This is a genomic window from Pseudomonas sp. HMSC067G02 (assembly GCF_001813485.1).
Taxonomy (GTDB): Bacteria; Pseudomonadota; Gammaproteobacteria; order Pseudomonadales; family Pseudomonadaceae; genus Pseudomonas; species Pseudomonas aeruginosa.
The window spans coordinates 267,330-288,917 of sequence record NZ_KV812666.1; the positions used below are offsets into that span (position 1 = coordinate 267,330).

16 protein-coding genes and 1 pseudogene are annotated in these 21,588 nt (G+C 69.0%); 10 read left to right on the forward strand and 7 right to left on the reverse strand.

Annotated elements, in window-relative coordinates; all coding sequences use genetic code 11:
• From pppA to tagH, 7 genes are read right to left on the reverse strand one after another with little or no spacing between them, the layout of a single operon-like run.
• Window positions 1-729 carry a serine/threonine phosphatase PppA gene (gene pppA, locus HMPREF2914_RS13510; RefSeq protein WP_003083639.1) on the reverse strand — a complete coding sequence of 243 codons (729 nt, stop codon included), beginning with the start codon at window positions 727-729 and terminating at the stop codon, window positions 1-3.
• 9 nt (window positions 730-738) lie between these two features.
• Window positions 739-1,419, reverse strand: a complete 681-nt coding sequence (gene tagF / locus HMPREF2914_RS13515) for a type VI secretion system-associated protein TagF (protein ID WP_023092243.1) — start codon at window positions 1,417-1,419, stop codon at window positions 739-741.
• Complete coding sequence (gene tssM, locus HMPREF2914_RS13520; protein ID WP_023092244.1) at window positions 1,416-4,955, reverse strand: type VI secretion system membrane subunit TssM; 3,540 nt, start codon at window positions 4,953-4,955, stop codon at window positions 1,416-1,418. Before tssM ends, tagF begins: the two co-directional genes overlap by 4 nt.
• A complete protein-coding gene (locus HMPREF2914_RS13525; protein WP_003118500.1) occupies window positions 4,952-6,301 on the reverse strand; it encodes a DotU family type VI secretion system protein in 1,350 nt (449 codons plus the stop codon). Before HMPREF2914_RS13525 ends, tssM begins: the two co-directional genes overlap by 4 nt.
• A gap of 6 nt (window positions 6,302-6,307) precedes the next feature.
• On the reverse strand, window positions 6,308-7,642 hold the full coding sequence (gene tssK / locus HMPREF2914_RS13530) for a type VI secretion system baseplate subunit TssK (RefSeq protein ID WP_019485614.1): 1,335 nt from the start codon (window positions 7,640-7,642) through the stop codon (window positions 6,308-6,310).
• 15 nt (window positions 7,643-7,657) lie between these two features.
• Window positions 7,658-8,122: a type VI secretion system lipoprotein TssJ gene (tssJ, locus tag HMPREF2914_RS13535; RefSeq protein ID WP_023092245.1), complete on the reverse strand. Its 465-nt coding sequence runs from the start codon at window positions 8,120-8,122 to the stop codon at window positions 7,658-7,660.
• Between the two features lie 44 nt (window positions 8,123-8,166).
• The gene (gene tagH, locus HMPREF2914_RS13540; protein ID WP_070702825.1) at window positions 8,167-9,636 is read right to left on the reverse strand and encodes a type VI secretion system-associated FHA domain protein TagH; all 1,470 of its coding nucleotides are present in this window, start codon (window positions 9,634-9,636) and stop codon (window positions 8,167-8,169) included.
• 367 nt (window positions 9,637-10,003) lie between these two features.
• Here tagH and tssA point away from each other — a divergent pair, with 367 nt between their 5' ends.
• The 10 genes and pseudogenes from tssA to vgrG1a form a co-directional block, all read left to right on the forward strand.
• Complete coding sequence (gene tssA / locus HMPREF2914_RS13545) at window positions 10,004-11,038, forward strand: type VI secretion system protein TssA (RefSeq protein ID WP_023092247.1); 1,035 nt, start codon at window positions 10,004-10,006, stop codon at window positions 11,036-11,038.
• 88 nt (window positions 11,039-11,126) lie between these two features.
• Window positions 11,127-11,645, forward strand: a complete 519-nt coding sequence (gene tssB / locus HMPREF2914_RS13550; RefSeq protein WP_003083666.1) for a type VI secretion system contractile sheath small subunit — start codon at window positions 11,127-11,129, stop codon at window positions 11,643-11,645.
• Between the two features lie 12 nt (window positions 11,646-11,657).
• A complete protein-coding gene (tssC, locus tag HMPREF2914_RS13555; RefSeq protein ID WP_003111626.1) occupies window positions 11,658-13,154 on the forward strand; it encodes a type VI secretion system contractile sheath large subunit in 1,497 nt (498 codons plus the stop codon).
• A 75-nt stretch (window positions 13,155-13,229) separates the two neighbouring features.
• Window positions 13,230-13,718, forward strand: coding sequence for a type VI secretion system receptor/chaperone Hcp (hcp, locus tag HMPREF2914_RS13560; RefSeq protein ID WP_003083670.1), 489 nt, complete (start codon window positions 13,230-13,232; stop codon window positions 13,716-13,718).
• A 167-nt stretch (window positions 13,719-13,885) separates the two neighbouring features.
• Complete coding sequence (gene tagJ / locus HMPREF2914_RS13565; protein WP_073665600.1) at window positions 13,886-14,731, forward strand: type VI secretion system accessory protein TagJ; 846 nt, start codon at window positions 13,886-13,888, stop codon at window positions 14,729-14,731.
• Between the two features lies 1 nt (window position 14,732).
• A complete protein-coding gene (gene tssE / locus HMPREF2914_RS13570) occupies window positions 14,733-15,242 on the forward strand; it encodes a type VI secretion system baseplate subunit TssE (RefSeq protein WP_003111625.1) in 510 nt (169 codons plus the stop codon).
• On the forward strand, window positions 15,239-17,098 hold the full coding sequence (gene tssF / locus HMPREF2914_RS13575) for a type VI secretion system baseplate subunit TssF (RefSeq protein WP_003083676.1): 1,860 nt from the start codon (window positions 15,239-15,241) through the stop codon (window positions 17,096-17,098). The genes tssE and tssF overlap by 4 nt, the downstream gene beginning before the upstream one ends.
• Complete coding sequence (gene tssG / locus HMPREF2914_RS13580) at window positions 17,062-18,108, forward strand: type VI secretion system baseplate subunit TssG (RefSeq protein ID WP_003104969.1); 1,047 nt, start codon at window positions 17,062-17,064, stop codon at window positions 18,106-18,108. The genes tssF and tssG overlap by 37 nt, the downstream gene beginning before the upstream one ends.
• Window positions 18,101-20,809 (forward strand): type VI secretion system ATPase TssH, encoded by a 2,709-nt coding sequence (gene tssH, locus HMPREF2914_RS13585; RefSeq protein ID WP_023092249.1) that lies wholly within the window; start codon window positions 18,101-18,103, stop codon window positions 20,807-20,809. Before tssG ends, tssH begins: the two co-directional genes overlap by 8 nt.
• A 46-nt stretch (window positions 20,810-20,855) precedes the next feature.
• Window positions 20,856-21,588 (forward strand): annotated as a pseudogene (vgrG1a, locus tag HMPREF2914_RS13590) (type VI secretion system spike protein VgrG1a); the annotation flags it as partial.

Here is a 21,588-nt window from a genome sequence, read left to right on the forward strand (position 1 = left end):
TCAGAAGGCCCTGACCACCAGGGCCGTGATGTTGTCCGGGGCGCCGCGGGTCAGGCCCAGGTGGACCAGGCTGCGGACCACCGCATAGGGATCGCTGTGGCTGAGCACGTCGCGCAGTTCGCTGTCGTCGGCGGTCTTGTTGAGGCCGTCGCTGCAGAGCAGGAAGCTGTCGCCGGGCAGCACGTGCAGCGCGGCTTCCGACAGTTCCAGTTGCTCGTGCACGCCGACCGCGCGGGTGACCACGTTGGCGCGCGGATGGTGGCGCGCCTCTTCCTCGCTGATCAATGCGTTGTCGAGCAGCTCCTGGACGTAGCTGTGGTCCCGCGAGATGGCTTCCAGCACGCCGCCGCGCAGGCGGTACAGGCGGCTGTCGCCGGCCCACAGGCAGCTCGCCTGGTTGCCGCGCGCGGCGAGCAGTACCAGGGTGCTGCCCATCACGCTGACGCCACGCAGGCCGGCCTCCTGGCGAACCCGCTCGTTGACCTGGGCGAGGCCGGTGCGCAACGCGCCGACGTAGGCCGGTAGCGAGGAGGCCGCCGGGATGCGCCGCAGGGTATCGACGATCAGGCTGCTGACGAAGTCGCCGGCGGCGTGGCCGCCCATGCCGTCGGCGACCACCCAGAGTCCCGACTCTGGGGCGTCGAGACTGGCGTCTTCGTTGACCTTGCGGACCATGCCGACGTGGCTGTAGCTGGCCGACCTGTAGTAGCTGACTGAGTTGGGCACCATCAGTTGTCCTTAACCGGGTATGCCGGGAAAGAGCGGGATCACCTCGCCCTCTCCGGTGAGGAATCGTCCGAACGCCGGCGCCGGCGGCAGGCCCTGGTAGTGCATCAGGCCGGCGGAGATCCGTGCCGAGCCGCGTCCCCACCAGTGGCTGGCGCCGTCGCAGGCATGCTGGGCCAGCGCGGCGAGGCGCTGCGCCGGGGTCACCGCTTCGCTGCGCAGCAGGTTGCCGCTGATCAGCGATTGTTCGATGCGCGGTCCGCAGGGAGGGGCCGGGAGCTGCGCCACCGCCTGCTCGAAGGCCTCGACCTCGGCCTCCGGTTCGAGGGTGGAGAGCAGCAGGCTCTCGACCTGCTCGAACCAGCCGTCGTCGCCGCCGACCAGCCCGCCGAGGTCGGCGTTCGCCGGCAGCAGGCAGGCGACGGTCAGCGGGAAATAGCGACCGACCCGGTCGATGCTCGGCATCACCACCCCGGCCACCGCTTCGCCGCCGAGCAGGCCGGGGGCGATGGCGAAGCGCCACAGCGGGCTGGTCAGGTAGGCGTCGAGCCAGGCCGCGCCGAGTTCGTCCTGGCTGGCGCGCATGCCGCTGGCCAGCCAGGCGTCCCAGGGTTCGACGAAGGTGTTCGGCAGGCCGCGGCTGACGAAATCGCCGCGGCCGGCCAGCTTGCCGTAGAAACCGACGCTGTTCAAAGGCGCTCCGGGAGGCTGAAGCCGGACACGACCCGGCTCTTGAAGGGGTTGAAGGCGCTGCTGGCGCGCAGCTCGCAGGCGATGCTGGAGCCGTCGATGCGCAGCCGCAGGGTGAAGCGGTCCGGCGAGTTGCCGCGTTCCAGGTCCGACTGGTCGAGCAGGCGGAACCAGGCCCAGGGGCCCTCCAGGGTCAGGCCGGAACGGCCGCTGCTGGGCGGCGGCGTCACCGTCAGGCGGACCACGCCGAGGCCGTTGGCGCTCGGCCACTGCATCGCCACCGGGCGGCTGGGGCCGTGGTCGTAGGTCAGCTGCTGGCCGTCGAGGTCGAGGATGAACTGGCTGATCGCCGCGTCCATGGTCACCGGCTTGAGTTCGAAGCGCACCGCCGGCTGCATGCCGCCGGAGCGGAAGAAGGCGTCGCGGATCGCCGCCGCGCGCTGGAAGGTGTGCAGCACGCCGGGGTTGATGCCGAGCTTCTGCGCCGCGCCGGGCTGCCAGCGCCAGGTGCTGGCGGAGGTGTCGACGTAGGGTTGCAGGTACTGGCGGAAGTAGCTGTCCATCACCCCACCGGCACCGAAGAAGTGGCCGAAGTCTTCCAGGGTGGCGTCGCGCGAGCTGCCGGCGGCGATCGGGTAGCGCCCGGCCAGGGACTGCCGGTAGACGCTGACCACGTCGCTGATCCAGGCCGCGTTGAGCTGGTTGCGCACGCTGCCCATCATGCTGCTGGTGGTGGAGTTGACCACGTTCTTCACCAGGCCCTGGACCACCGGCGGCTGGCGCTCGGCGCTGAGAGCCACGCGCGAGGCGGCGGCGGCCACCTGGTTCTTGGCGTCGCCGAGCAGCGAGTCGCCGCTGGCTCCGGCCATGGCGCTGACCTGTACGTAGAGCGCGTTCATGTCCTCCAGCAGGCTGTCGATCGGCGCCGGCTCGTTGCCGCCCTCGCCCTTGCTGACCAGGCTGTTGAGTTCGGCGAAGTGGGCGCTGATCGGGTCGCTGTCGGCCTGCTGCGGCTGTTCGCGGGCGCCTTCCTCCTCCTCCTCCTCCTGGCCGACCAGCGAGCCGAGGCGCTGCTTGAGCTTGTCCACGGTGCCGTCGGCGGCCTTCTTCACTTGCGCGGCGACCAGCCGGTCGCCCTTCTGCAGGTCGGTCTCGCGGGCCACCGCCTCGAGCAGCTTGCGGAACGGCGAGGTCGGCCCGGAGAGAATGCGCAGCACGTCGGCGGCCTGGGTGACGTTGGTGATCGGCACCACGGTGAGGTCGGCGAGCAGGTCGTCCCATTGCCGCAGGTAGTCCTGGAAGTACAGGCGACGCACGTCGAGGGCCAGGTTGGCGGCATCGCCGGCATCGTTCAGGTCGCGCCCGAGCACCCACTGTTCCTCGGCGATGGTGCCGGCCTGGCTGAGGCTGGCGGTGAGGAACACCTCGCGATAGCCGCGGTAGGTGAAGAAGCCGCTGAGCGGGTCGGTGAGCGGCTTGCCGCTCTTGCGCGCGAACACCAGCGGTGCGTCGCGGCCGGCGGCGTCGCTGATGCGGAAGTCGGGCACGTCCTTGGGCAGCCTCTGCCGCTTGACCCGGTCGTAGACCCGCTGCGCCACCGGCAGTTGCTGCAACTGGCGGCGCAGGTCCTCGACCAGGTCCTGGTCCAGGCGCGCCGACGGCGGCCGTCGTTCGAGCAACGCGTCGAGGTGCGCGTGCAGCGCCTGGCGCTGTTCCGGCGAGAGGTCGCGCGGCAGGTTGCGTTCCCAGTCGAGGCTGATCCAGGCCTTGATGAAGTCGGCGTCGTAATGGTCCGGGCTGCCGAGCATCAGGTAGGCCTTCAGGCCCTCGTAGAGGAAATCGCTGCTGCCGCCGGAGCGCAACTGTTCCTCGATGCGGGTCACCAGGCGCGGGGCGAACACCGCGATCAGCAGCTTGCGGTAGACGCTGGCGGACTCCTCGCCGAGCATGTCGCCCTGGTACAGCCCGTAGCCTTCGGCCCAGCTCGGCGCGTCGCCGGCGAGATTCTGCACCGCGTTGAGCTGTGGCAGTACGGCCAGGACGTCGCGCTGGGCCGGGCTCAGCGACTCGATGCCGCGCGCCAGCGGGTCGACGCGCTGGTCGACCGCGGCGATGTAGCTCTGGTTGGCGCGGTAGCTGGCGATCCATACCGCCGTCACCGCCAGCACCACCAGCGCGGTGGCGCTCAGCGCGCCGATGGTCAGCCACTTGCGGCGGCGCTCGACCTTCGGGTTGGTGCCGACCAGGCCGCGTTCGCCGAACGCCACTTCGCGGAACAGCCGCTCGATGAAGTAGCTGCGCCCGGTTCCGGTCTGCCGCGCCAGGTGCTGGCGGTCGAGGTTCATCGACTGCGCCATGCTGCCGATCAGGCGGTCGATCGGACTGCCTTCCTGGGTTCCGCTGGTGAAATACAGGCCGCGCAACAGCGGGCGTTCCTCGTAGGGGTTGGGCTTGAACACGCCGTTGAGGAACTCGCCGAGGCATTCGCGCAGGGCGGCGAATTGCTGCGGGAAGCCGTAGACCAGGTCGCGCCGCGCCGGGTCGCGCTCCTGCTGCAGGCGTTCCACCAGGCGCGCGGTGAGACGCTGTTCGAGCAGGGCGAATTCGCTGTCGAACACCGCCAGCGGGCCTTCCGCGCTCTTGCCGTCGTCGAGGGCGAAGGTCATCCCCCAGACCTGCGCGCGTTCCTCGCGGTTCAGGCTGTCGAAGAACTCCATGAAGCCCGGCACCAGGTCGAACTTGGTCAGCATCACGTAGATCGGGAAGCGCACCCCGAGCTGCTGGTACAGCTCCTGGATGCGTGCGCGGATCGCCTGGGCATGGGCGGCGCGCTCGGCGTCGCTGCCCAGCAGCAGGTCGGAAAGGCTGATGGCGATGAACGCGCCATCGATGGGGCGGCGCTTGCGCTGGGTCTTGAGCAGGTCGAGGAAGCCCAGCCAGGCGGCCTTGTCCACCTGGGCGTGGCTGTCCTGGGTGGTATAGCGGCCGGCGGTGTCCAGCAGCACCGCTTCGTCGGTGAACCACCAGTCGCAGTTGCGCGTGCCGCCGACCCCGCGGATCGCCCCGGCGCCCATCTGTGCGGCGAGCGGGAAGTCCAGGCCGGAATTCATCAGCGCGGTGGTCTTGCCCGAACCGGGCGGGCCGATGATCACGTACCAGGGCAACTCGTACAGGTTGCGCCGCTCGCTGCCGCCCAGCTTGGCCCGCTTGAGCAGGGCCAGGGCCTCGTCCATGCGTTGCTTGAGGGTCGCCAGCTCTTCGGCGGTGGCGACGCTGGCGGCGTCCGGCGCGCTGACCTCGGCGAGACTCTGCATGACCTTCGCCGCGTTGCGCCGGGCCTGCACGATGCGCAGCACGCGGAAGCCGATCCAGACCAGGAACAGCAGGACGATCAGCACCCAGCGGCTGGTCGCCGAGGCCAGCGGTTCGTAGTTGCCCAGGCGCAGCAGCGGGCCGAGGAACCAGATGATCAGGCTCAGGGCGAGCAGGCCGAGCACCGGCACCACCCAGCGCGCGAAGAAGTTGAGGAAGCCTTTCATTGCGCGCCCTCCGCGAATACGGTGATTTCCACCCGGCGGTTGCGTGCGCGGCCTTCGGCGCTGGCGTTGCTCGCCACCGGCTCGGTGTCGCTGCGCCCTTCGGCGGTGAAGCGGCCGGCGTCGCCGGTGGTCGCGCCGAGCAGGTCGGCGACCTCCTGGGCGCGGGCCTGGGACAGTTTCCAGTTGGACGGGTAGCGCAGCGTGGCGATCGGCCGGTTGTCGCTATGGCCGGTGACCAGCACCTGGCCCTTGACCTTGCGCAGGGCGTCGGCGATGCGCAGCAGCAGCGGCTGGAACTCGTCGCGCACGCTGGCGCTGGCGCTGGCGAACAGCTCGTCGCCGCGGATGGTCACCACCGAGCGGTCGACGGCGTCCTCCACCGCCACTCGCTGGGCCTTGATGTCGTCGGCGAGGAAGCGCGCCAGGCGTGGCCGTTCGATCACCCGCGGCTGCACCGCCGGGCGGTCGATGGCCTGCACCGGGATCTCGCCGATGGCGTGGATGCGCTTGAACACCGGCTCGGCGTCGGCGGCCAGCTTCATCCGCAGGCCGAACAGCAGGGCCAGCAGCAGGGCCAGGCCGATGGCGATACCGACCCACGGCGGCAGGTATTGCGAAAGGCGATCGCGCATCACGCTGAGGCCGCGCCAGTGCGGCGACAGTTCGTGCTCGTACTCGCCGCGGGTGCTGCGGATCACCGCCGCGGTGCGCTCGCGCAGCGCCTCCAGTTGGCTGCGGCCGTCGTGCATGACCCGGTAGCGGCCTTCGAAGCCGAGGCTGGTGCACAGGTACAGCAGCTCCAGCAGGTGCAGGCGCTGGTGCGGGTTCTGCAGGCAGTGTTCGAGCAACTGGAAGACCTTCTCGCCGCCCCAGGCCTCGTTGTGCAGGGTGATCAGCAGGCTCTGCTTGCCCCAGTCGCTGGTGCTGCCCCACGGCGTGCTGAGCACCGCTTCGTCGAGGGCGGTGCAGAGCACGTAGCGCGCCAGCATCACTTCGTCCGGCGCCACGCCGGCCTGGCGTGCCTTCTCCTCGAACTGGCGCAGGTAGCCGAGCAGTTGCGCGCGCAGGCTGGCCGGCGCCGGATGGGCGATGGTGTTGCGCAGGCGGGTGAGCATCGCCAGCAGTGGGCCGGCGGCCTGCTCCAGCGGGTTGAGGCCGTCGCCGCGGCCGCTCAGCGGCGCCAGGCTGGCCATCGGCGGCGGCGTGTAGGGATCGCCGCCGCGGGGGCCGCCGGCCGGTTCCGGGGCGCGGCCGCCGGGACGCGGCATGATCATGGTGCGGTCGTCGGGCGGGCTTCCGTTGCCGCCGCCGGCCGGGGTGCCGAAGGGATCGTCGATGGGAGGCATCGTTGCTTATCCTCGAATGGCCCAGAAGGCCAGGTTCAGCCCGGGGAACTGGCCGGCGATGTGGAAGGCGAAGCCGCCGGAGTGCGTCAGCTGCTTCCAATGCGCGCTGCCGCGGTCCAGTTCGAAATAGGTGGAGCCGGCGTGGTAGGGGATCTGCCGCGGCGCCACCGGCATCGGCAGCAGGCCGATACCCGGCAGCTGCAGGTTGACCAGGTCGCGGATGTGCTCCACCGAGCCGACCTTGGCCTGCTGCGGGAAGTGCCCGCGCAGGCTCTCGCCGGGGACGTCGGCGCGCACCACCAGGACGAAGCTGGCGTTGTCGATCAGGCTGCGGTCGCTGAGCATCGCGACGTGCACGCCGTAGGCCTTCTCGACGATCGGGATGGCGATCGCCTTGGCGTCGATCACCGTCGCCAGCGCCTGGCGCAGGGCGAGCATCACCGGGGCGAAGCTGGCGGCCAGGTCGTCGTGGTTGTACACCGGGTACTCCTCGGGACGCCGCTGGCTGGCGGTGAAGGTGCAGAACTCGCCGGCCAGGGCCACCAGTTCGCGGTACAGCTCCTGCGGGTGCAGCGGGCGCACGCGGGACAGGTGACCGGTGAGGGCCTCGGCGCGGTTGACCAGTTGCAGCAGCAGGAAGTCGGCGATTTCCGAGGCGCCCCCGGCGCTGGAGGCCACCACCCGCCCGGCGAGGGCTTCGCCGCGCTGGTGGAGCAGGCCCAGCAGCTCCTTGGCGAAGGACGCCAGGGGCGGCGCGGCGGCAATGTCGAGTACCGGCGGCAGGTAGTCCTCGTCCAGGCTCAGGGCCTGGTCCGCGCGCTTCTCGCGGACCCGCGCGACGCCCACCGCGGCGTATTCGCCGAGGCCGTCGCGCTCGGTCAGCAGGCGGAACGCCTGGCTGCCCAGGGCCACTGGCGCGCGGCTCTCGAAGGCGGCATTGTCGTCGCGCACTTCCTGCACCTGGCTGACGTAGCGGGCGCCGCCGAGGGCCTCGCCCTCCTCTACCGTGTCGCGGGTGCCGACGCGCTTCAGCGGCAGGCCGAGGTAGACGATGCCATCACGCAGGCTTTCCTCGACATTCAGCGGCGCCGGCGCCGGATCGTCGGCGGGGATGTTGAACGGCGTGCCATCCGGCAGCACGCCGCGGGCGCTGGCGATGGCCAGCTTGCCCTGGGTCAGCAGGGCATCGTCCAGCTTCAGCTCGGAAAAGCCCCAGCCGCCCGCCAGGAGCGAGCGGCAGCGGCCATCCACCAGGGTTTCCAGGTAGCGGTCGTGCTGCTGGAAATGCTGTGGCCGCAGGAACATGCCTTCGGACCACACCACGCGGTTATTCCAGGACATAGGGACTCCGAAGGTTCAGGGCGCGGGACGCGCGACGATGCCGATGGCCTGCGCGCCGAGCGTGATGTCGAGATGGCTGGTGCGTTGCCCCGGCACGTCGAGGACCTGGCGCCAGGTGGCGCGGTCGAGGTCGCGGTAGGCGGCGACGAAGCCGAGCTGGCGGGTCTGCTCGTCGAGCGTGCGTTCGATGCGCCGTTCCTCGCCCGGACGCAGGAGGAACTCGTCCTGCTCCACCAGGTCGCCGCCGAGGGTCGACTGGGCGTTGTCGGTGAGGGCGAAGTAGTCGGCGCGGCTGAACGCGGTGTCTTTCTTCAGCTCGTACAGCCGCAGGCGCAGCGGCGCCGCCTGGCCGGCGGCGGACGGGTTGAGGTTCGGTGCGGCGTGGAGCCAGATCACCACCCGGGTCGGCGGGGTTTCCGGCGGGCTGGACGAACAGGCGGCGAGCAGCAGCCCGAACAGCGCGACGATCAGTTTCTGCATGGTGTCGTCCTCATTGACGTTGTTTCTCCTGGTGTTCGTTGGCGTCAGGAACGCCGTAGTCGAGCGCTGTGTTCCTCGTAGGCGCGGCTGAATTCGCGGCCGAAAAGCTCCTGGAAGTCGTCCTCCGCCTCGCGCAGGATCTTCGCGTACAGCTCGGTGAAACTGTCCCAGTTCTGTGCCTGGCGGGCCCCCGGCAGCAGGCCGGAAAGCCCGGCCGGCTTGCCGAAGCGGGCTTCCAGCGCGGCCGGTTCGAAGCGCGCCAGCAGGTGGCGGATGGCGGCCTGCACGCCGGCCATCACCGCCAGCTGGTGCGCCTTGAGGTCTTCGAAGCTGTCGGCCACCGCGCGATCCGGCGCCATGAACGCCTGGTTGTCGCGGCGCAGCAGGAGCAGCATGGCTTCGTCGACGTTCGGCGCGAACTTCAGCGGGTTGTTCTGCACCGGCTGGATCATGGTCTGCGCCATGCGGAACTCGCCCTTCAGGCTGGCCCGCGCGCGCAGCACGTCCACCAGTCCTTCCACCAGGCCGCGATAGCTGCGGCCGATGGCTTCCATCTGCGCTTCGGCGCCGGCCGGGTCGACCTTCAACTGGGTCATGCCGGCGCCGCGCAGGAACGCCTGCAGCAGGTCGCCGCCGGCCGTCGCGGCGGCGCTTGCCGGTGGCGTCGGCGCCGCCACGCTGGCTGGCTGTGGCTGTGGCTGTGGCTGTGGCTGTGGCTGTGGCTGTTGGGTGATCCCTGGGTCGGCGAAGGGCATCGCCAGCGGCGTCGGTTCGGCCGTCGGCAGCGGTTGGGCGACGGGCGTGGCGCTTGGCGCGGGCGTGTTGCCGAGCAGTTCGGCGAACGGGTCCCAGTCGGCCGGAATCAGCGGTGCGCCGCCAGCGGGCGGTGGCGCCGGGGTGGTCGCGGGGGGCGGCGGGATCACCGGTTCCGGCGGGCGGAAGTCGTGCTGTTCGGCCGGTACATGGTCCGGACGCGGCGCCGCGCCGGGCGGCGGCGGGGTGAGGAAGTCGAACAGGTCGGGCTTGGTGTCCAGCGGCGAGCCGCCCTGGAAATGCGCCGTCACCGCGGGGTGCGGGGTGGGCGCCGGTTCGGCGAAGGCAGGCGCCGATCCGGCGGCCTGCCGGCTCATCAGGGCGTCGAAGCTGGTGAACGGATCGGTCTGCGGATTGCCGTTGCCGGGCAGGGCGATGTCATGGCCGAGCTGAACGAGGATGTCGTATTCGCCGAGGCGGACGGTCTCGCCGTCCTGCAGCGGCTCGCTGTTGCCGCGGCGCAGGCGGTGCCCGGCATTGACCAGCAGCACGCCGTTGGTGCTGGTGTCGGTGAGGTAGTACACCCCGTCGCGGTTGAGGATGGTGCAGTGGCGGCTGGAGACCAGGCGCTCCGGGTCCGGCAGGACCCAGTCGTTGTCCGGGCCCCGACCGATGGTCAGCTGTCCCTGGTCCAGTACCTTTTCCGAACACTGACCGGGGGTCAGCTTGTGGTAGCTGGTGATGGTCAATCGCAGCGGCATTGCTACTCCTTGCATTGCCAGCGCCCGGCTCTTCCAGGCGCTCACCCCCGTGCCCGAGGGATTTCGGTTCGCATCCAGGCTGGCCCGACGGCTTTCCGGCGTTTCGTCGCCTCGGGAAGACACATCGGGTGGTACCGGATTATAAAAGACTAATCCTACGTCTTTTAAAGATTTGTCCGATCTGCGGTGTCATGCAACTAGTGGCGTTGTGCCTTCCTTGACAAGCCTTGCGGCATGCCACAAGAATTTTGCCAACCTTTCGAGTCATCCGATATTCATCAATGGCTCCTACAAGATCCGACGGAGTGGATCTTACAAGCGAAGGTGAGGGCCGCGCAGCGGCTTCGATGATAGGGAGATCGTCACCGTGCTGGATGTACCCGTTTTGCTGGCTGCCGTATCCCCGGACTCGCCCTGTGGCGACGATCTGGAGTACGACGCCGCGTTCCTCGAACTCGAACGCATCGCCCAGGGCCAACCCGAGCGCCAGATGGGCGATGCCGTGCTGTCCGCCGAGCCGCCGGAGTGGCCGCGCGTACGCGCGCTGGCCAGCGAACTGTTCGGCCGTAGCAAGGACCTGCGGGTAGCCAACCTGCTGCTGCAGAGCAACGTCGCCCTCGACGGCCTGGACGGGCTCGCCGAAGGCCTGCTGCTGGTCCGCGAGCTGCTCGGCCAGTACTGGGACGGCGTCTATCCGTTGCTCGACGCCGATGACGACAACGACCCCACCTTCCGTATCAACGCCCTCACCGGCCTGGTCGCCGAACCGCTGCTGCAACTGGTCTGGGCGATCCCGCTGGTGCGCTCGCGGGCGTTCGGCCCGGTCAACCTGCGCGCCGCGCTGAACGCCGCCGGGCTGCAACGCTTCGCCAGCGAGACCCTGAGTCCCGAGCAGATCGCCGGCGCCTTCGCCGATGCCGACGCCGATGCGCTGGCCGCCACCCGGCGCGCCCTGGATGGCGCCCAGGAACATGCCCTGGCCATCGAGAGCGGCGTCGCCGAACGGGTCGGCTCGGCCCAGGGACTCGACCTCGGTCCCCTTCGTCAACTGCTGCGCCAGGCCCTCCAGGTGTTCGACCTGTACGGCCCGCAGGGCGCCGGCGAGTCCTTGGCGCCGGGTGCCGAGGCGGTCGCCGACGAGCAGGTGGGTGCCGCGCCTGTCGCAGCCGTCGCCGCGCCGGCACCGCGAGCCAGCGGCGAGATCGCCAACCGCGAAGACGTCCTGCGCCAGCTCGATCGCCTGCTCGAGTATTACGTTCGCCACGAGCCGTCGAGTCCGGTGCCGGTGCTGCTCAAGCGCGCCAAGACACTGGTGACGGCCGACTTCGCCGAAATCGTGAGGAATCTCATCCCTGATGGGATTTCCCAGTTCGAAACCCTGCGAGGCCCGGAAAGCGAGTAACGCCTAGCGGCCGTCCGGGCCAACGCTGCAAGCCGCCGGGGCGATTCCGACGGCGCTAACAACCGCCGTCGCGCGAGGGAGAAACAAGATGGGAAGCACTACCAGCAGTCAGAAGTTCATCGCCAGGAACCGGGCGCCACGCGTGCAGATCGAGTACGACGTGGAGCTGTACGGTGCCGAGAAGAAGGTCCAGTTGCCCTTCGTCATGGGCGTCATGGCCGACCTCGCCGGCAAGCCCGCCGAACCCCAGGCGGCGGTCGCCGACCGCAAGTTCCTGGAGATCGACGTGGACAACTTCGATGCCCGGCTGAAGGCGATGAAGCCGCGGGTGGCCTTCAACGTACCGAACGTGCTGACCGGCGAAGGCAACCTGAGCCTGGACATCACCTTCGAGAGCATGGACGACTTCAGCCCCGCCGCGGTGGCGCGCAAGGTCGATTCGCTGAACAAGCTGCTCGAGGCGCGTACCCAGCTGGCCAACCTGCTGACCTACATGGACGGCAAGACCGGCGCCGAGGAAATGATCATGAAGGCGATCAAGGACCCGGCCCTGCTTCAGGCCCTGGCCAGCGCGCCGAAGCCCAAAGACGACGAGCCGCAGGCGTAAGAGGATTCCAGCATGGCCGAATTGAGCACCGAGAACCTGGCCCAGGGCCAGACCACCACCGAGCAGACCAGCGAGTTCGCCAGCCTGCTGCTGCAGGAGTTCAAGCCCAAGACCGAGCGCGCCCGCGAAGCGGTGGAGACCGCCGTGCGGACCCTCGCCGAGCACGCCCTGGAGCAGACCAGCCTGATCTCCAACGACGCGATCAAGTCGATCGAGTCGATCATCGCGGCGCTTGACGCCAAGCTCACCGCCCAGGTCAACCTGATCATGCACCACGCCGACTTCCAGCAACTGGAAAGCGCCTGGCGCGGCCTGCACTACCTGGTCAACAACACCGAGACCGACGAGCAACTGAAGATCCGTGTGCTGAACATCTCCAAGCCGGAGCTGCACAAGACCCTGAAGAAATTCAAGGGCACCACCTGGGACCAGAGCCCGATCTTCAAGAAGCTCTACGAAGAGGAATACGGCCAGTTCGGCGGCGAGCCCTATGGCTGCCTGGTCGGCGACTACTACTTCGACCAGTCGCCGCCGGACGTCGAGCTGCTCGGCGAGATGGCGAAGATCTCCGCCGCCATGCATGCGCCGTTCATCTCCGCCGCCTCGCCGACGGTGATGGGCATGGGTTCCTGGCAGGAACTGTCCAACCCGCGCGACCTGACCAAGATATTCACCACCCCGGAATACGCCGGTTGGCGTTCGCTGCGCGAGTCCGAGGACTCCCGCTACATCGGCCTGACCATGCCGCGCTTCCTGGCGCGCCTGCCCTACGGGGCGAAGACCGATCCGGTGGAAGAGTTCGCCTTCGAGGAAGAAACCGACGGCGCCGACAGCAGCAAGTACGCCTGGGCCAACTCGGCCTACGCGATGGCGGTCAACATCAACCGCTCCTTCAAGCTCTACGGCTGGTGCTCGCGGATCCGCGGCGTCGAGTCCGGCGGCGAGGTGCAGGGCCTGCCGGCGCACACCTTCCCCACCGACGACGGCGGCGTGGACATGAAGTGCCCGACCGAGATCGCCATTTCCGACCGCCGCGAGGCGGAGCTGGCGAAGAACGGCTTCATGCCGCTGCTGCACAAGAAGAACACCGACTTCGCCGCCTTCATCGGCGCGCAGTCGCTGCAGAAACCCGCCGAGTACGACGATCCGGACGCCACCGCCAACGCCAACCTGGCGGCGCGCCTGCCCTACCTGTTCGCCACCTGCCGCTTCGCCCATTACCTGAAGTGCATCGTTCGCGACAAGATCGGTTCCTTCAAGGAGAAGGACGAGATGCAGCGCTGGCTGCAGGACTGGATCCTCAACTACGTCGACGGCGACCCGGCCCACTCCACCGAGACCACCAAGGCCCAGCACCCGCTGGCGGCGGCCGAAGTGGTGGTGGAGGAAGTCGAAGGCAACCCGGGTTACTACAACTCGAAGTTCTTCCTTCGCCCGCACTACCAGCTCGAGGGACTGACGGTATCGCTACGCCTGGTATCCAAGCTGCCTTCGGCCAAAGAGGCCTGAGGCATTCAACGACAGCGCCTGCCATGGTGGCGGGCGCTTGCATAGCGTAGTGGCGCGAGCCACACGGGAGGAAAGATGGCTGTTGATATGTTCATCAAGATCGGCGACGTCAAGGGTGAGTCCAAGGACAAGACTCACGCCGAGGAAATCGACGTGCTGGCATGGAGCTGGGGCATGTCCCAGTCCGGGTCGATGCACATGGGCGGTGGCGGCGGCGCCGGCAAGGTCAACGTGCAGGACCTGTCGTTCACCAAGTACATCGACAAGTCCACGCCCAACCTGATGATGGCCTGCTCCAGCGGCAAGCACTATCCGCAGGCGAAGCTGACCATCCGCAAGGCCGGCGGCGAGAACCAGGTCGAGTACCTGATCATCACCCTGAAGGAAGTCCTGGTGTCCTCGGTGAGCACCGGCGGCAGCGGTGGCGAGGATCGCCTGACCGAGAACGTGACCCTGAACTTCGCCCAGGTCCAGGTCGACTACCAGCCGCAGAAGGCGGATGGCGCGAAGGACGGCGGTCCTGTCAAGTACGGCTGGAACATCCGCCAGAACGTGCAGGCCTGATGAGCCGGCTGCCGGTCATGGCGTGGCCAGGCCATGCCGTGGCCGGTGCGAGCGCCCGCCATGCCGGGTGCCGAAGGCGCGCGCGGCGCGCCGCGGACCTCGTCCGCCCGACCTCCTGCCGGAGGTACTGAATTCCACCGGGTCGTCCGTCGCGTCCGCCGGGCGCCATGGCCGACCCTTCATTCGCATCCGGGCGCCTGGGCTCCCGGCTACAGGGAAGTATCGCGATGATCGCCGAAGAACTGTTGCGCGCCGGGCGCCTGGACGATGCCTTGAAAGCCTTGCAGGAACAGGTGCGCAGCCAGCCGTCGAACGCCACCCTGCGGATCTTCCTGTTCCAGCTGCTGGCCGTGATGGGCCAGTGGGCGCGGGCGCAGAACCAGCTCAAGGTGGTCGGCGAACTGGATGCCTCGGCGCTGCCGATGGTACAGACCTACTCCACCGCCATCGACTGCGAGGCGCTGCGCCGCGAGGTGTTCGCCGGGCGCCTGACGCCGGTGATCCTCGGCCAGCCGGCGGAATGGATCGCGCCGCTGTTGCAGGCCCTGAGCCTGGATGCCGAAGGCCACGGCGAGGCCGCCCAGGCCCTGCGCGAGCAGGCCTTCGACGCCGCGCCGGCGGTGCCCGGGCGGATCGGCGAGGCGCCGTTCGCCTGGCTGGCGGATGCCGACACGCGCCTCGGTCCGGTGCTCGAGGTAATCGTCAACGGTCGCTATGCCTGGTTGCCGATGAGCAACCTGCGCAGCCTCAAGGTCGAGGCGCCGAGCGACCTGCGCGACCTGGTCTGGCTGCCGGCCGAACTGACCCTGGCCAACGGCGGCGCCACCGTCGCGCTGCTGCCGGCGCGCTACGCGGACACCGTCGAGCACGGCGACGACGCCGCGCGCCTGGGGCGCAAGACCGAATGGCTGGACAGCGGCCTGCCGGTCGGCCAGCGGCTGTTCGTCACCGATGCCGGCGAGACCGCGCTGTTCGACCTGCGTGAGCTGGACTTCGAGCCGACGGACGCCTGACATGGCCGAACTGACCCTCCAGGAGCGCCTGCAGCCGTCGCTGCTCGACCGCCTCACCGACGACGAGCCGGGCAACCTCAAGGAAGCCGCGGAGCGCCGGGTGCTGACCCTGAGCCAGCTGAAGGCCTCGGTGCTGCGCGACCTGGCGTGGCTGTTCAACACCACTTCGCTGTTCGACCACGGCCCCGCCGCACGGATGCCGGCCGGCAACTCGGTGCTCAACTACGGGCTGCCGGCGCTGGCCGGGCACACCGCGTCGAGCGTCGACGTGCATGCCATCGAGGCGCTGCTCACCGAGACCATCGCCACCTTCGAGCCGCGCATCATCCGTTCTTCGTTGCGGGTGCGCGCGCAACTGCTGCCCGGCGAGATGGACCACAACGCCCTGAGCTTCGAGATCGAGGGCGATCTCTGGGCCGAACCGGCGCCGCTGCGCCTGCTGCTGACCACCAACCTGGACCTGGAGACCGGTCACGTGCGCGTCGCCCAGGGCGAGCGGAGGCGTACATGAACCCGCGCCTGCTCGAGTACTACAACCAGGAATTGCAACACATCCGCGAAAGCGCCGCGGAGTTCGCCGAGGAGTTCCCGAAGATCGCCGGGCGCCTGTCGCTGTCCGGCTTCGAGTGCGCCGACCCCTACGTCGAGCGCCTGCTGGAAGGCTTCGCCTATCTCACCGCGCGGGTCCAGCTGAAGCTCGACGCGGAGTACCCGACCTTCACCCACAACCTGCTGGAAATCGCCTACCCGCACTACCTGGCGCCGACTCCGTCGATGACCGTGGTGCAGCTGCGCCCGGACCCCAACGAAGGCGCCCTGAGCAGCGGCTTCAGCGTCGAGCGCGGGGCCTCCCTGCGCGGCCAGCTCGGCCCCGACGACCAGACCGCCTGCGAATACCGCACCGCCCACCCGGTGACCCTGTGGCCGCTGGAAGTGGCCCAGGCCGACTACTTCGGCAATCCCGCCGCGGTGCTCGGCCGCCTCGCCGCCAGCGAGCCGCGGGCCAAGGCCGGCCTGCGCATCCGCCTGCGCAGCGGTGCCGGCATCCCGTTCGACAGCCTGTCGCTGGACGCCCTGCCGCTCTACCTGCACGGTGCCGACGAACAACCCTACCGCCTCTACGAACAATTGCTCGGCAACGCCTGCGCGGTGTTCGTCCGCGCCCCGGACAACGCCTGGGTCGAACGCCTGCCGACGAGCAGCCTGCGCGCGCGCGGCTTCGACGACGAGGACGCGCTGCTGCCGGTGGTGCCGCGGGCGTTCCAGGGCTACCGCCTGCTGCAGGAATACTTCGCCCTGCCGGCGCGCTTCCTGTTCGTCGAGTTCTCCGGCCTGAACCGCGCCCTGCGTCGATGCCACGGCGAGGAGCTGGAACTGGTCGTGCTGTTCGGCAAGCACGACCAGCGCCTGGAGGGCACGGTGGACGCGGAGCAACTGGTGCCGTTCTGCACCCCGGCGATCAACCTGTTCCCGCGCCGCTGCGACCGCATCCACCTGTCCGACCGGGTCAACGAGCATCATGTGATCGTCGACCGCACCCGTCCGCTGGATTTCGAGGTGCATTCGCTGCAACAGGTGAGCGGCCACGGCAGCGGTCCGGAGCAACCCTTCCAACCGTTCTACGCGGTGCGCGACCCGGCGCGCTACGGCCGTGAGCAGGCCTACTTCAGCGTGCGCCGCGAACCGCGCGTGCTGTCCAGCAAGCAGCGGCGCAAGGGCCCGCGCTCGACCTACGTCGGCAGCGAGACCTTCGTCGCCCTGGTCGACGCCAACCAGGCGCCCTATCGCCACGACCTGCGCCAGCTCGGCATCGCCGCGCTGTGCACCAACCGCGACCTGCCGCTGTTCATGCCGATCGGCGCGCACAAGAGCGACTTCACCCTGGAGGACAGCGCCCCGGTCATGCAGGTGCGCTGCCTCGCCGGACCGAGCCGGCCGCGCGCCAGCCGTGCCCACGATGCCAGCGCCTGGCGGCTGATCAGCCAACTATCGCTGAACTACCTGTCGCTGGCCGAGCGCGGCCAGGGCGCCGCCGCCCTGCGCGAGCTGCTGCGGCTCTACGGCGACAGCGGCGATCCGGCGCTGCAACTGCAGATCGAGGGCCTGCGCGAGGTCAGCAGCAAGCCTTGCACGCGGCGCCTGCCGATGCCCGGGCCGATCGTCTTCGGCCGTGGCCTGGAGATCACCCTGGACTTCGACGAGAACGCGTTCCGCGGCACCGGGGTGTTCCTCCTCGGCGCCGTGTTCGAGCGCTTCCTGGCACGCTACGTGTCGATCAACAGCTTTACCGAGACGGTGCTGCGCACCGGCGAACGGGGCGAGGTGATGAGATGGCAGGCGAAGCCGGGCAGCCGTCCGAACCTCTGAACCTGCTCGCCGGGATGGCGGCGGCGCCCTGGGATTACGACTTCTTCCAGGCGCTGCGGCGCATCGAGTGCGAGTCGCCGCAACTGCCGCGCCTCGGTCATTCGGTGCGGCTGGCGGACGACCCGCTGCGTCTCGGGCAGAAGCCCGACTGCACCTTCGCGCCCTCGACCCTGGCCTCGGTGAGCCAGGCCGGCACCGCTGCGGTGCCGCGCCTGGACCAGTTCTTCTTCGGCCTCACCGGCCCCAACGGGCCGCTGCCGCTGCACCTCACCGAATACGCCCGAGAACGCCAGCGCAACGTCAACGACGCGACCTTCAAGCGCTTCATGGACGTCTTCCACCACCGCCTGCTGACCCTGTTCTACCGGGCCTGGGCCGAGGCGCGGCCGGAGATCAGCCACGACCGGATCGACGACGACTACTGGTCGGCGCGTCTCGCCGCGCTCTCCGGGCGCGGCATGCCGAGCCTGCGGGGGCGCGAGCCGCTGGCGGATACCGCACGCTACTACTACACCGGCCACCTCGCCGCGCAGACCCGCTACCCGGACGGCCTGCGGGTAATCCTCGCGGAGTATTTCGAGGTCCCGGTGGCGGTCGAGGAATACGTCGGCCAGTGGCTGGAGTTGCCCGAGCGCAGCCGCCTCGGCGTCGACTCGACGAGCCTGGGCATGGACGTCTGCCTGGGCACCCACGTCTGGGACCGCCAGCACAAGTTCCGCCTGCGCCTGGGGCCGCTGGACCTCGATCAATACCAGCGCTTCCTGCCCGACGGCGACCACTTCGTCGAGCTGGCCGCCTGGGTCGCCGAATACCTGGGCGAGGAGCTGGACTGGGACGTCAACCTGGTCCTGCAACGCCACGAAGTACCCCCGCTGGGCCTGCAGGGCGGCGGGCGGCTCGGTTTCAACACCTGGCTGGGCGATCCCGGCCAGGACGCCAGGGATCTACTGCTGGCCCGCCAGTACGCCACTGCGCGGCCGCACGAGCACAAGGAGAAGGAACATGAGTGAGATCAGTCGCGTTGCGCTGTTCGGCAAGCTGAACAGCCTGGCCTACAAGGCCATCGAGGCCGCCACGGTATTCTGCAAGCTGCGCGGCAATCCCTATGTCGAGCTGGTGCACTGGTTCCACCAGATCCTCCAGTTGCCGGACTCGGACCTGCACCAGATCGTCCGCCAGTCCGGGATCGACCCGGCGCGCCTGGCCAAGGACCTGACCGAGGCCCTCGACCGCCTGCCGCGCGGCTCGACCTCGATCACCGACCTGTCCTCCCATGTCGAGGAAGCGGTGGAGCGCGGCTGGGTCTACGGCAGCCTGATGTTCGGCGAGAGCCAGGTGCGCACCGGCTACCTGGTGATCGGCCTCCTCAAGACGCCGAGCCTGCGCCATGCCCTCACCGGGCTGTCGGCGGAATTCGCCAAGCTCAAGGTCGAGGCGCTCACCGAGCGCTTCGACGAGTACGTCGGCGCCTCGCCGGAGAACGGCCTGTCGGCCAGCGACGGCTTCAACGCCGGCGCCGCCCCGGGCGAGGCCAGCGGCGCCCTGGCGCCGAGCGCGATGGGCAAGCAGGAGGCGCTCAAGCGCTTTACCGTGGACCTCACCGAGCAGGCCCGCAGCGGCAAGCTCGACCCCATCGTCGGGCGTGACGAGGAGATCCGCCAGTTGGTGGACATCCTCATGCGCCGCCGGCAGAACAACCCGATCCTCACCGGCGAGGCCGGCGTCGGCAAGACCGCGGTGGTGGAAGGCTTCGCCCTGCGCATCGTCGCCGGCGACGTCCCGCCGGCGCTGAAGGACGTCGAACTGCGCGCCCTCGACGTCGGCCTGCTGCAGGCCGGGGCGAGCATGAAGGGCGAGTTCGAGCAGCGCCTGCGCCAGGTGATCGAAGACGTGCAGAGTTCCGAGAAGCCGATCATCCTGTTCATCGACGAAGCCCACACCCTGGTCGGCGCCGGTGGCGCGGCCGGAACCGGCGACGCCGCCAACCTGCTCAAGCCGGCCCTGGCGCGCGGCACCCTGCGCACCGTGGCGGCGACCACCTGGGCCGAGTACAAGAAGCACATCGAGAAGGACCCGGCGCTGACCCGGCGTTTCCAGGTGGTGCAGGTGGACGAGCCGTCCGAGCACAAGGCCATCCTGATGATGCGCGGTGTCGCGTCGACCATGGAGAAGCACCACAAGGTGCAGATCCTCGACGAGGCGCTGGAGGCGGCGGTCCGGCTGTCGCACCGCTACATCCCGGCGCGCCAGCTGCCGGACAAGTCGGTGAGCCTGCTGGATACCGCCTGCGCGCGCACCGCCATCAGCCTGCACGCGGTGCCGGCCGAGGTCGACGATAGCCGCCGGCGCATCGAGGCGCTGGAAACCGAGCTGGCGATCATCCGCCGCGAGAGCGCCATCGGCGTCGCCACCGCCGAACGCCAGCGCAACGCCGAGACCCTGCTGGCCGAGGAGCGCGAGCGCCTGGCCGCCCTGGAGCAGCGCTGGGCCGAGGAAAAACGCCTGGTCGACGAACTGCTGGAGACCCGCGCCCGTCTGCGTGCCGCCGCCGAAGCGGTGGACGCCGGCGGCGTGCCGCTGGGCGAAGGCGAGGCGCGTCTCGACGAGGAACAGCGCCAGGCGCTGCATGCGCGGCTGGCGGAGCTGCAGGCGCAACTGAGCGCGTTGCAGGGCGAAGAGCCGCTGATCCTGCCGACCGTGGACTACCAGGCGGTGGCCTCGGTGGTCGCCGACTGGACCGGCATCCCGGTCGGCCGCATGGCGCGCAACGAGATCGAGACCGTGCTCAACCTCGACCGGCACCTGAAGAAGCGCATCATCGGCCAGGACCACGCGCTGGAGATGATCGCCAAGCGCATCCAGACTTCCCGCGCCGGCCTCGACAACCCGAGCAAGCCGATCGGCGTGTTCATGCTCGCCGGCACCTCCGGGGTGGGCAAGACCGAGACCGCGCTGGCCTTGGCCGAGGCCATGTACGGCGGCGAGCAGAATGTCATCACCATCAACATGAGCGAGTTCCAGGAAGCCCACACCGTCTCCACCCTCAAGGGCGCCCCGCCCGGCTACATCGGCTACGGCGAGGGTGGCGTGCTGACCGAGGCGGTGCGTCGCAAGCCCTACAGCGTGGTGCTGCTGGATGAAGTGGAGAAGGCCCACCCGGATGTCCACGAGATCTTCTTCCAGGTCTTCGACAAGGGCGTGATGGAGGACGGCGAAGGCCGGGTGATCGACTTCAAGAACACCCTGATCCTGCTCACCACCAACGCCGGCACCGAGATGATCGCCAGCCTCTGCGCCGATCCGGAACTGATGCCCGAGCCGGAAGCCATCGCCAAGTCGCTGCGCGAACCGCTGCTGAAGATCTTCCCGCCGGCGCTGCTCGGCCGCCTGGTGACCATCCCCTACTACCCGCTCAGCGACGACATGCTCAAGGCCATTTCGCGCCTGCAACTGGGGCGGATCAAGAAGCGCGTGGAGGCGACCCACAAGGTGCCGTTCGAGTTCGACGAGGGCGTCGTCGAGCTGATCGTCTCGCGCTGCACCGAGACCGAGAGCGGCGGCCGGATGATCGACGCGATCCTCACCAACACGCTGTTGCCGGACATGAGCCGCGAGTTCCTCACCCGCATGCTCGAAGGCAAGCCGTTGGCCGGGGTACGTATCAGTAGCCGCGACAACCAGTTCCACTACGACTTCGCCGAGGCCGAGTGACAACCGGCGACACGCAGAGCAGTAGAAGGAACCGTCGATGGGATTGATGCAACTGACCCGCCTGGTCCAGGTGGATTGCCCGCTGGGGCCGGACGTGCTGCTGTTGCAGCGCATGGAGGGACGCGAGGAACTGGGACGGCTGTTCGCCTACGAGCTGCACCTGGTATCGGAAAATCCCAACCTGCCGCTGGAGCAGTTGCTCGGCAAGCCGATGAGCCTGTCGCTGGAGCTGCCCGGCGGCAGCCGGCGCTTCTTTCACGGCATCGTCGCGCGCTGTAGCCAGGTGGCCGGGCACGGCCAGTTCGCCGGCTACCAGGCCACCCTGCGGCCCTGGCCGTGGCTGCTGACGCGCACCTCGGACTGCCGCATCTTCCAGAACCAGAGCGTGCCGGAGATCATCAAGCAGGTGTTCCGCGACCTCGGCTTTTCCGATTTCGAGGATGCCCTCACGCGCCCCTACCGCGAGTGGGAATACTGCGTGCAGTACCGCGAGACCAGCTTCGACTTCATCAGCCGGCTGATGGAACAGGAGGGCATCTACTACTGGTTCCGCCATGAGCAGAAGCGCCACATCCTGGTGCTCTCCGACGCCTACGGCGCGCATCGCAGCCCGGGTGGCTACGCCAGCGTGCCGTACTACCCGCCGACCCTCGGCCATCGCGAGCGCGACCACTTCTTCGACTGGCAGATGGCACGCGAGGTCCAGCCCGGTTCGCTGACCCTCAACGACTACGACTTCCAGCGCCCCGGCGCGCGCCTGGAGGTGCGTTCGAACATCG

Bases quoted from the DNA above. Each gene is read 5' to 3' on its own strand.
- pppA (WP_003083639.1), bottom strand. From the start codon at position 729: ATGGTGCCCAACTCAGTCAGCTACTACAGGTCGGCCAGCTACAGCCAC.
- tssM (WP_023092244.1), bottom strand. From the start codon at position 4,955: ATGAAAGGCTTCCTCAACTTCTTCGCGCGCTGGGTGGTGCCGGTGCTC.
- HMPREF2914_RS13525 (WP_003118500.1), bottom strand. From the start codon at position 6,301: ATGCCTCCCATCGACGATCCCTTCGGCACCCCGGCCGGCGGCGGCAAC.
- tssK (WP_019485614.1), bottom strand. From the start codon at position 7,642: ATGTCCTGGAATAACCGCGTGGTGTGGTCCGAAGGCATGTTCCTGCGG.
- tssJ (WP_023092245.1), bottom strand. From the start codon at position 8,122: ATGCAGAAACTGATCGTCGCGCTGTTCGGGCTGCTGCTCGCCGCCTGT.
- tagH (WP_070702825.1), bottom strand. From the start codon at position 9,636: ATGCCGCTGCGATTGACCATCACCAGCTACCACAAGCTGACCCCCGGT.
- tssB (WP_003083666.1), top strand. From the start codon at position 11,127: ATGGGAAGCACTACCAGCAGTCAGAAGTTCATCGCCAGGAACCGGGCG.
- tssC (WP_003111626.1), top strand. From the start codon at position 11,658: ATGGCCGAATTGAGCACCGAGAACCTGGCCCAGGGCCAGACCACCACC.
- hcp (WP_003083670.1), top strand. From the start codon at position 13,230: ATGGCTGTTGATATGTTCATCAAGATCGGCGACGTCAAGGGTGAGTCC.
- tagJ (WP_073665600.1), top strand. From the start codon at position 13,886: ATGGCCGACCCTTCATTCGCATCCGGGCGCCTGGGCTCCCGGCTACAG.
- tssE (WP_003111625.1), top strand. From the start codon at position 14,733: ATGGCCGAACTGACCCTCCAGGAGCGCCTGCAGCCGTCGCTGCTCGAC.
- tssF (WP_003083676.1), top strand. From the start codon at position 15,239: ATGAACCCGCGCCTGCTCGAGTACTACAACCAGGAATTGCAACACATC.
- tssG (WP_003104969.1), top strand. From the start codon at position 17,062: ATGGCAGGCGAAGCCGGGCAGCCGTCCGAACCTCTGAACCTGCTCGCC.
- tssH (WP_023092249.1), top strand. From the start codon at position 18,101: ATGAGTGAGATCAGTCGCGTTGCGCTGTTCGGCAAGCTGAACAGCCTG.